Annotated in this window: 10 protein-coding genes, 1 tRNA gene and 1 pseudogene; 6 read left to right on the forward strand and 6 right to left on the reverse strand. The window is 44.9% G+C overall.

Annotated elements, in window-relative coordinates; genetic code table 11:
* The 3 genes and pseudogenes from ACCM36_RS01310 to ACCM36_RS01320 all read right to left on the reverse strand — a co-directional run.
* A pseudogene (locus tag ACCM36_RS01310) lies at positions 1–440 on the reverse strand (methonine synthase); the annotation flags it as partial.
* 84 nt (positions 441–524) lie between these two features.
* Entirely contained in the window at positions 525–845 is a 321-nt protein-coding gene (locus tag ACCM36_RS01315; RefSeq protein WP_370571895.1) for a hypothetical protein, read from the reverse strand.
* 90 nt (positions 846–935) lie between these two features.
* Positions 936–2,852, reverse strand: coding sequence for a sodium:solute symporter (locus ACCM36_RS01320; RefSeq protein WP_370571896.1), 1,917 nt, complete (start codon positions 2,850–2,852; stop codon positions 936–938).
* A 268-nt stretch (positions 2,853–3,120) separates the two neighbouring features.
* Here ACCM36_RS01320 and ACCM36_RS01325 point away from each other — a divergent pair, with 268 nt between their 5' ends.
* The 4 genes from ACCM36_RS01325 to ACCM36_RS01340 all read left to right on the forward strand — a co-directional run bounded on the left by ACCM36_RS01325 (position 3,121) and on the right by ACCM36_RS01340 (position 6,681).
* Positions 3,121–4,404: a DNA double-strand break repair nuclease NurA gene (locus ACCM36_RS01325; RefSeq protein ID WP_370571897.1), complete on the forward strand. Its 1,284-nt coding sequence runs from the start codon at positions 3,121–3,123 to the stop codon at positions 4,402–4,404.
* Entirely contained in the window at positions 4,391–6,202 is a 1,812-nt protein-coding gene (locus ACCM36_RS01330) for an ATP-binding protein (RefSeq protein ID WP_370571898.1), read from the forward strand. The genes ACCM36_RS01325 and ACCM36_RS01330 overlap by 14 nt, the downstream gene beginning before the upstream one ends.
* A gap of 113 nt (positions 6,203–6,315) precedes the next feature.
* Positions 6,316–6,392, forward strand: a tRNA-Lys gene (locus tag ACCM36_RS01335).
* Between the two features lie 109 nt (positions 6,393–6,501).
* Entirely contained in the window at positions 6,502–6,681 is a 180-nt protein-coding gene (locus tag ACCM36_RS01340) for a ribbon-helix-helix domain-containing protein (RefSeq protein WP_370571899.1), read from the forward strand.
* A gap of 16 nt (positions 6,682–6,697) precedes the next feature.
* On the opposite strand, the gene ACCM36_RS01345 is transcribed toward ACCM36_RS01340, so the two are convergent.
* The 3 genes from ACCM36_RS01345 to ACCM36_RS01355 are packed head-to-tail and all read right to left on the reverse strand — an operon-like array spanning position 6,698 to position 8,465.
* Positions 6,698–7,471 carry a sugar phosphate isomerase/epimerase family protein gene (locus ACCM36_RS01345; protein ID WP_370571900.1) on the reverse strand — a complete coding sequence of 258 codons (774 nt, stop codon included), beginning with the start codon at positions 7,469–7,471 and terminating at the stop codon, positions 6,698–6,700.
* Entirely contained in the window at positions 7,468–7,926 is a 459-nt protein-coding gene (locus ACCM36_RS01350; RefSeq protein ID WP_370571901.1) for an RNA-binding domain-containing protein, read from the reverse strand. The genes ACCM36_RS01345 and ACCM36_RS01350 overlap by 4 nt, the downstream gene beginning before the upstream one ends.
* A complete protein-coding gene (locus ACCM36_RS01355; protein WP_370571902.1) occupies positions 7,923–8,465 on the reverse strand; it encodes a dephospho-CoA kinase in 543 nt (180 codons plus the stop codon). Before ACCM36_RS01355 ends, ACCM36_RS01350 begins: the two co-directional genes overlap by 4 nt.
* Before the next feature lie 158 nt (positions 8,466–8,623).
* Here ACCM36_RS01355 and ACCM36_RS01360 point away from each other — a divergent pair, with 158 nt between their 5' ends.
* Positions 8,624–8,854: a universal stress protein gene (locus ACCM36_RS01360; RefSeq protein WP_370571903.1), complete on the forward strand. Its 231-nt coding sequence runs from the start codon at positions 8,624–8,626 to the stop codon at positions 8,852–8,854.
* A 175-nt stretch (positions 8,855–9,029) separates the two neighbouring features.
* A partial coding sequence (locus tag ACCM36_RS01365) for a tRNA-dihydrouridine synthase (protein WP_370571904.1) occupies positions 9,030–9,150 on the forward strand: 121 nt, incomplete at its 3' end.

Genomic DNA, 9,150 nt, shown 5'->3' on the forward strand with positions numbered 1-9,150 from the left:
AAACGGTCAACACTCTCTGCTAAAAGATAGAGGATGTCAGTGTATTCCGTTCCTCCGAATTCTTTCAGGTACATTTCCAGGGGACCTGTAACACATACCCTTGTATTTTGCTTCTCACCATGAGATTGCATGTACATCTGAGCCGCTGGCTGGATAGCTTCCAGCTCTACTATCCTGGCAGCTCTCTCTTTGACCTTAAAAGGCTCTTCTATATTTTCCGGATCCCTTATTATAGAAAGGAACTGTTCGTTCATATTCTGGTATTGAGGATAGGTAGGAGCCTCAACTCCTGCATCTATCTTCTGCTGAAATGAAGCATTGATGAGCTGAAACAGTTTTTCGCGCTCTGAGTGCTTTGAAAATGCCTTTTGTACCCATTCCTTTGTTACACCTTCAGGAAGTGGGTAACTACCTATGTCATCAAAGATCACATTAGTCATGCGTTAGAATTGAAACAGCAACGAAATATAAGTTTTGGGACAAAAAAGTATAATAGATAGGATTTAGTAAGACCTGCAGTGAATTCATTCCTGCCTTAACTTTCCCTTCTTAGCAACGTGTTCAACATAATAATCCACACATTTCTGTGAGTAATCAATGGAAACCTTGGACATGTGGGCAACAATCTCACTTAAAGGCCGTTCAACCTGTACAGTGCGCCGGGGTATACCATATTTTTCATTATGTCTCGCTACAGTCTCAAGCATAATGTTCTGCAATTGCAATACATCCAGCTTTTCCGAGGGAGAGAGTTTTTCGAAATCTTCCATTATCTTCCGTATGCGTTCCCTATCCTTTTCATCTACCTCTAATTCGGAGATGGGGTGCTTGATGTGCTCCTCCACTCTATCACCATTACAGTGTATACATCATTGGTTAAAATACCTACCTATAAATTCCACCCGTAATATAAAACAGATGCGTGTTAAAAAAGATTAAGAAAGGGTGAGTAATACACCCATTTCCTTTAAGGTCTTTGAGACTTCACTGAATGCTACAAACATTTCCTTACGAAGCAAATCAATGTCCTTTACCCGAGGTTCAGATTCAAACCAGATCTCTTTCTCGCTCTGTCCACGAGTAACAGTAATACAGGCAAGCATATCCGATTTTGTCAGCCTGTACACTGAATCAACTCCTGCAGGAGTAACCCACTCATGATACTTACCAGTAATATCCGCTACGAACCTGTTCCAATTGATCGTGGCAGAGGCTTCCAGACTTAGGTGCAAATGGGCACGGTCACCTGTTATTTCTTCTGTCATGACCTTACGCATCTTCTTGTACTCAGGATCTGCCTCATCGACAACGATCTTTTCTTCCAGCTTCATTGCAGCATCCTTAAAGAATGGAGCAAGATGAACGGTGTCTGATGGTTTTGTAGCGAAGGAAACACCAAAGAAAGCTATTCCACTAAGGGCCATTCCCAATATCACTCCATGGTTAGATAGCACTGGGTGTATAGAATCCAGATAAGCAGGAGCAAAAGCCGGAGTATTAGCAAGATCAACTAGAGTAAGAGCTACCTGAGCAATGAAACCTACTATCAGGCCAGCAAGAGCACCTTCCTTTGTAGCCCTCTTCCAGTAAAGTCCTCCCATCATAGGGAAGAAATATGCAGCACTGGCAATGAAGGTAGCTATGTGAATTGCATCTATGATACCATCGATATAGAAGGACCCTATGGTCGCACCTGCAACTATTATAAGTACACTCACCCTGTTTACCGCAAGCATCTCTTTCATAGTTGCATCGGGCTTTATGTACCTCTGGTAAATGTCACGAGAGAGACATGAACCCCCTGAAGTTGCAAAAGTGTCTGTGGAAGACATTGCAGCAGCTGCCAGACCCACACCTGCAAGACCTATGAGAAGAGGTGAAAAATGCTCAAAGATGTAAACAAGTAGCGCCGGTTCTGCCTGGGCCATTGCACCCATGCCTATCTCTGCGAATGATGCAGGAATATCAGGATATACGTGGTTTAACCCAATGGCAATGATGGTGCAGGTCACACCGAACACGAGGAAGATAAGGAATGAACCCAGGATCATACCGTTCCTTGCTGATTTTTCATCCTTGGCAGCCCAGACCCTTTGCCAGGGATCCTGTTCTGTGATCCAGCCGGGGATAATGGCAAAGATAGCTACCATCACTGCAACTATACCAACACTGAATGGATTCCACCATCCTGCCGGCACATCAGAGAAAAGCTCAGAGGAAGTCATGGATGAGGCCACATCAACGGAAGTAGCTGAACCTGTTATAGCAACAGCCATCCCCAGAGCGAAAGTTGCAAGGAAGAGGAACTGGATAACATCGGTCCATATAACAGCAGAAAGACCTCCGAGGGTCACATACACAGAAACAGCCAATGCCACTATAGCTGCAGCATATACAGGAGGCAATCCAAAAAAGATCTCAAGAACCATCGCAAAACCCTTGATATCCGCCACTGCGAAAAGGATCATGACAACAGCAATAATGAGAGCCACAGGACCTCTTATAGAACCGCTGTACCTTTGCTCAAGCAGCTCAGGCTGGGTGATAGCGGGCAGATGCTTTATTTTACCTACTAATAATGCTATCAATAGCAAGGCAAGGATGTTAGGCGCCACGAAGCTCCAGATGGAACCCATGCCCAGCAGCATGTAGAGACCAACTACCGCAAGAATACCTCCAGCAGTCATCCACGACGCAGCAGCAGAAAAACCAATTCCAATGAAGTTGATCCTACGTCCTGCAAGCCAGAAATCCGTGACAGACTTCTGCCTTTTCGTGAAATACCAGCCGATAGCGACCAATATGACAATATAGGCCGCAAGTAACACCATAAACAGACCATATGAATCCATAATTACTACCTCTTTTTAATTTTATCTAGTATAATTTACTTATAGTCTGATCTTTCCTTATATTTAACGTTTTATTGATTGATCAGAGGTTTATTGTAGGCTTTTTTCGCTTGAGTTGTATTTAAGTCTTTCAAAAAAATCAAGTTTACAATAAAACAAGTTTAGTTGATTTAAAGACGGACTATCTTTTTATTTTTTGATTTTAACTATGAAATATGTACTACTTCATAACCCAATATATATCTCTCATCAGTAGCAATTGTAGTGCATGACCCTTGAACCGGTCCACATAAAGGCCATATCCGAACTTGCAGATCGTATTGACAGATGCCTGAAGCCGGATGACTTAGAGAAAGATGAAACTGATGGGGTCATGGATATTCTGGAAAGGCTCAAGGAACTGAAACACGATGGAAAAATTGTGCTTAAAGCCATAGGAAGGCTCAAAAGAGGAAGAGTGGATATAGAAAAGATGTCCCAGAGCCAGGACCCTTTTCCTGTTACCTATTCATGCGACAGTGGGAGCACAACCACACGATCTTTTGATAATGGTCTTTACGTGGATTTTTGCCATTGTGCCATGGCCTCCACGCCCACTGACCTGGAACTGCACAACAGAAGGACAATAGTTGCTGCTACCTATTCCCCTGGTTACAGTGTACATATCGACACCACCGATGATTGGGAGGTAGTTGACGGGGGAGCAAGCCGCTGCCAGATCATCCGCATCAGCCCGGGACTGCTAAGCAAGCGCATCGACAGGATAGTGCACGATATAGCCCTGTACCTTGCAGAATCCGAACACATTCTGTGGTTGAAGGATGAACTTGACCCCCGAGGGTTTTTCATTATGGACGGGCCTATCTATCCCAAGCACCTCATGTACTGGATGGTAGTGGAATCTGAGGATGTGATGCTGCTTTATGATCCTCACACCGAGCGTATCCTGCAAAACTATATCGACATCGTGGACCATCACATAGACAAGAGACTTCCTTTTATTGGTTTTGTGAAGAATCCCGAGGACATGCAGATAATGCAGACCTTGAGAAAAGAGGGCATGAAAGAACTTTCCTGGATAATGGATGCGCAGTTCTTCAAGAATCTGCTTTCTTCCCCACGACATCGGGAAGAAAAAAGCAGACACAATCGCTATATAGCTTACACTAACTGGTTCATGCAGCCCAACCAGTTCTATGAAAGAATGCTTGATACCACATCGCCCCTGGTCAAAGAAAAGCTCAGGGCAAAGTATCCGCAGGAATATTATTCACTGACATTTTTCGTAGTGTACGTTCCTTCAAAGAACCTGCTCTTTAAGATAGAAGCTCCATACGGGCTTACTCAGGATGAAGGAATGCGAGATATCATCACAAGAAAAGTACTTTATGATATTGGAGTAAGCGAGATACCGGCAACATTAAAGAAGGCAGACTCTATCGCAAAGATTCAGGTATCGGAAAGAAAGCAAATATTAGACAGGTTCAGGTACTCTCGGGTGGATACCAGCTATAACGAGACCAGATGGGGTGAACACGATGAGGATGGATAAAGACATACTAGCCTACGCAGCTTCAGGAAACAGAGACACTAGAATTATTACCGGAACTGAGGAAACAACTGTTGAGGAAAGATTCAGCTTCGAAGAATATGAGGTCACTGCAGAAAAGCACTCTGATACACAAGGCAACACAGGAGAAGCATTTGGTATCATCACAACTGGTATAGAAACTCTTGAGATCACAGAATCCGGAGCAACTATCACAGGATACATTAACACTGAAAAAAGAAGGGATGTGCGGCTGGGAACGTATGTGATTGTGCCTTATGGAGAGGAAGATCTGTTTGCACGTATATGGAAAATACAGTACAAGCAGGAGTTTGCGGTGGATGATGCCACTGAGATACACTCTCGCAGGATGCTCAGATCCAACACCACTGATGAAGTAGATTACAAGTTCCTGGCATACCTGGACCCCATATGTATCCTTTATCCCAGAGGCAATAGCCTGGCCCGGCGCATGAGCGACAGGATACCACGACCCAATACCCCCATAATGCCTGTTAAAGATAAGATGAAGATCCAGACCGGGCTTAACATTCCCAGAGAAGGTATTTTCCTAGGGCATCTGAGCGTGGGAGGCGAGGTGGTGATGACACAGGCGGTGCCTCCAACTGTACCATATTACCTGCGCAATGATTATTCTATGGGCGATCCTCTGGTTTTCAGACACATGCTGGTATGCGGCAGTACCGGGACGGGTAAAACATTCTTCACAAAGAATATTCTCAGACAGTTCATAGCACAGGAAAATCGCTACAATGTGAGAGGTACTGATGCCCGAAAAAATCCATGCCTTGTTATACTTGACCCACAGGATGAGTATTCGCAGATGTTCGAGGATAATCCTGAACTTACACAGGACGATGAGTTCAGGTTCAGATCCGAAAAAGTAGATTTCGGAGGATGTGCCAATACCCGCACTTTCGTGGCAAAGGTTGACGGACAATCATACAATGGCCGTTCGCGGGCACAGCAACTGGAATTTACTATACCTTTCGAGATGGTGAGGAATAATTCCTGGCTCATGGCGCCTGTGGGTATGACAGACCTACAGTACCAGGGAGTGGAATTACTGCTTGACGATTTCTTCAAAAAGGCAGGAGAACATACGTATAATCGCTTTTTAGAGCACATCAGCGATGATGTGACAAGGGATAATTATGTTGAGAGCGGGAAGATCCACGAAGCCTCATATGATGGTATCGTGCGCAGGGTGAGGGACAGAGCTCTTAGCAGGGTTTTCGACCAGCCAGCAAGACCCATAGACCGGATGTTTGAAGAGATCATAAAAACAGGGCAGGTAAGCGTGTTCCCCACCGAATACATCAGCAACACCCGTATACGTGACCTGATTACTCTCACTTTGATGACAATAATAGTTGACAACAAGCTAAGCACCTCTGGAGAAAACGCCATCAAGGAAACACCCATCGTCCTGGCACTGGATGAAGCCCACAGGTATCTTGCCCGCACCACAGGAGAGCATAGCAGGAGAATCGTGTCAAAGTTCGCAGATGCCGCACGCCAGGGCAGGAAAGAAGGACTGGGACTGTGCCTGATCACCCAGGACCCTCAGGACATTGATGATACGGTATTCAAGCAGGTTAACACGCGCATCATCCTTAACCTCACCAATGATGCTGCCATTGGAGCACTAAAGGTCAAAAAAGAGTATGAGAAGCGTATCCCGTACCTCAAGAAAGGACAGATGATCGTACACAGTCCCGACAATAGCGATATGGTGGAAATCATGGGACTGCAGAGCTGTGTGGTGAAGCATATATAAACTCTTCACCAATGACAATTATTCTCTACTTTCAATAAATCATAGATGGCATTCATACCGAAATGTATATATTGAGCAAATACGTATGGAGGCATCACGTCAGCAAACGAGATGGGCCGGTAGCTTAGCCAGGCAGAGCGACGGACTCTTAATCCGTAGGCCAGGGGTTCAACTCCCTTCCGGCTCGCCAATCTCTTTTACTGTTTATAGTTCTTGTTCTGTTCACTTTTTATATCTCCCAGTGAGAACTTTGAAAAACATAAATCCTATGAACTCTCTTTATTTAGAAGGTGAGCCTAATGCCAAAAGTAAGCGTTGAGATCCCGCAGGAACTGCTGGATGACCTGAACAAGCACGTAGGGGACGACAAGAAATTCGTTAACCAGTCAGATGCCATCAGGACAGCTATCCGCAAGATGCTTGACATGATGGATGAGATCGACAGAAGGCACGGCAGGATGAAAGAACAGGAAAAATAATAGAGATAGCTGGCATTCAGAGCTGCTTAATGTACGCAATACACTCCGCACCTTCTTCCAGGCTGGCCATCTCAGTTACAAGCCTGCCATTATAGTCTTCAAGGCTTTCCATGACCTTTTTCCACTGGACGGTTCCCCTTCCAAGAGGCAGGTGCTCGTCTGATTTTCCATGGTTGTCGTGAATGTGCATGTGCAGTATATGTTCCTTACACTTTTCAAGGAATTCATCCACAACTCCCACTGTATGTGCATGTCCCACATCCAGGGTCATGCCTACATTGTCCCTGTTCACTTCCTCAAGGGTCCTGAGCATCTCATCAGGATATTTGCCGAATATCTTGGCCATTTCAGGCATGTTCTCCACAGCTATCGTGATACTGTACTCTGCAGCAGTGTCGCATACGCTGCGTATGGACTCTATATGGGTCTGCCAGGCTTTTTCAGGCATCTGCGAACCATAAGGAGATAAGTAACCGGGATGCACCACCGCCAGTTCAACGATCTCGCTTCCAAGCTCAAGGCAGCGGTGCATCTGCCTTAATGCTTCATTGCGTATCCCATCGTTAAGACCTGCCAGATTCATGTCTGAAAAAGGCAAATGCATTGTGATCTTCAGGTCAGTGGTATCGCGGATCTCACGGACCTTGCCTAAGTTCCCGTTATGCAGGGTCTGTAAACCCTCCTGCACTATCTCCCAACCGGTGTATCCCAAGTCTTCAAGTTGATAGACCCAGATGAAAGAATTTCCGGTCTCTACTCTGGAGGAAAAACTCAAATTCCTTACTTTCATGTACTTTCCACGTCCTCTATATCCGGTTCGAAAAGTATCTTACCCTTTTCAGTAGGTGGAGTGAGCCATTCTATAAGCCTGTGGAGCTCAAAAGATGAGCTTGCGCTCATTGTTACATGTATTGAACCCAGAGATTCTTCGGCCGCCGGGAAATTAAGGCGTCCCACAAAAGCTACTAATTTGCTTATCCTGAAAGATGTGGACGGCTCATCTTCTCTTATACCCACCTCAAACTGAGTACGAGCAGTGTCAATTATTTCCTCTTCGCGGAGCAGGTAATGAAGATGGCGGAGTCCCTCAAGGTCCGTAGTTCCTTCTACCATGCCATAGAACCCGGTATCCTCGGTTGCATTGTAACTTATATCAATCATAGGGAAAATGCTTTGAACTGCTATCCTGACCTTCTCCTCGGTTTCTGTAGGATTCACTCTGGCTGAAACTCGTACCTCTATCATGCCTTCCCCACCGTATTGAGCACCTTTTTTCTGAAATCATCAAGTGTTCCTGTGTTCTCTATAACAAGGTCAGCAGCAGCTATTGCTTCACCCATACCCCAGCCAAGCTCACGGTCATCCCTGACACGTAAAGCATCGATGTCCTTCATATCATCGCTTCTTTTTCTGGCTTGAACCCTTGCAAACCTCGTCTCAAGTGGGGCATCTATGGTCACCAAAGTAAAATCAGAACCAAATGCCTGCTTGAAGCAATTGATCTCTGCAAGGCTACGCACACCGTCGACAACAAGGAAATCAGAGCCTGCTGCTCGTATCTTTGGTATGCAGCGTTTGGCTACAGCATCTTTACCCTCTTTGTTACGCAAGTCGGTTCCGACACCACCCACATTAGCATCAGTGGACTCAAGTCCTCTGCGTACAACCTCTTCACGTATCACATCACCCATATTGACGACCTTGATACCTGATTCTCCCAAGATCGATGCAGCTACTGATTTGCCCGAAGCCGGCATCCCTACAAAAGCTAAGATTTTCGTCATACCCAACCTGCTGTTATTTATTGACCTTTATAGAATGTGAATCACACATTCATTGATCTTATAAATACTATACATTCCAAATGAAATCTTTGGGAACTAACGTATATATAACTGTAACAACACATTTTTATTTATAGGAGGGGGGCAACTGTTTGCAGATGTGCCTTCATGGCGAAAAAGCCATCGACCACGTGGAAGAAATAGCAAAGAAGGCTGGCGTGGACGTAGAGAAAAAAGTGTTGGAAGGTAATCCGGGAAATGAAATCATCAGGTTCGCACATGAGAATGATATCGACCTGATAGTAATGGGCAGACTTGGAAAGAGTGATGTGAGCAAATTCCTGATCTGTGGCGTGCCTGATAAAGTAGTAAAAGGTTCCCCAATGTAGAGGTACTGATAGCCCGTGAGATAGCAAGTATCACACATAGCCTACATTTTTCTTTTTTAGGAATTCTTTTTTATATCATACGGCGAATAGCGGGTTAAAAAGCTCTTTTTCCGGAGTATACTGAAGAATGAAGATAGGAAATGTAAAGATAGATGGAAAATTGTTCCTCGCACCGATGGCAGATGTAACGAATCCCGCATTCAGGATGCTCTGCAAAAAACATGGTGCTGCACTTACATATTCTGAGATGATCAGTGCTGATGCAGTACTACATGGCAATTTAAGGACAACAAATC

The sequence above is a fragment of the Methanomethylovorans sp. genome, assembly GCF_041305605.1.
GTDB lineage: Archaea > Halobacteriota > Methanosarcinia > Methanosarcinales > Methanosarcinaceae > Methanomethylovorans.